The 603-nt window shown below is 66.7% G+C and carries 1 protein-coding gene; it reads right to left on the minus strand.

Features of this window, described 5'->3' with window-relative positions:
- On the minus strand, positions 1-603 hold a 603-nt coding region (locus tag BGIM_RS48010), incomplete at both ends, for a TolC family protein (RefSeq protein ID WP_020467927.1).

A 603-nucleotide genomic window follows, 5' to 3' on the forward strand; every position in this document is an offset into this window, starting at 1 on the left:
CTCGGCCTCGGATTTGACTTTCCCGAGCAGAATTTCATACTCCGACCTCGCCTGTTCGTATCGCACGGCCGCCAGCCGGACATCCGTGATGATCTGGTTGCGGATAACGAGTTCGCGGCGGGTAAGTTGCTCCAGTTCGGCCTCGGCGCGGGCGATGCCTCCTTGGTTTTGGTTGAAGATCGGGACGGTGACGCGGAGGGCGGGACCGAACTCGTGCCCGGTCTTTTTGCCGCTGGTGGCGTCGGCGATGCCGAGCAGGCGGACCCAGCTCAGTTTGCTGAACCGCAGCCGTTCCTCGGCGGCCTCGCGGGCGTGCAGGGCGGCGAGTCCGTCGGGCCGGTGATGAACGGCTTCGTCCACGAGGGCGTCCACCGAGACGGCCGGATGCCGGATCGTCGGCGGGTTGGCGACCGGAATCGTCTCGGTGATCTTGGGAACACCCATCAGGTTTTTGAGGCGTTCCTCAGCCAGCGGCACCTCGAAGCGAATCCGGGTGGCGTCCTGGGAGGCGAGGAGGGCGTCGATGCGGGCGGTGGTCACCTCCTGCACGCTGGCATCCCCGGCCTTGAGGCGGGCCTCGGCCAGTTCGGCGATCTTGCCCCG

The sequence above is a fragment of the Zavarzinella formosa DSM 19928 genome (genome assembly GCF_000255705.1).
In the GTDB taxonomy this organism is placed as follows: Bacteria; Planctomycetota; Planctomycetia; order Gemmatales; family Gemmataceae; genus Zavarzinella; species Zavarzinella formosa.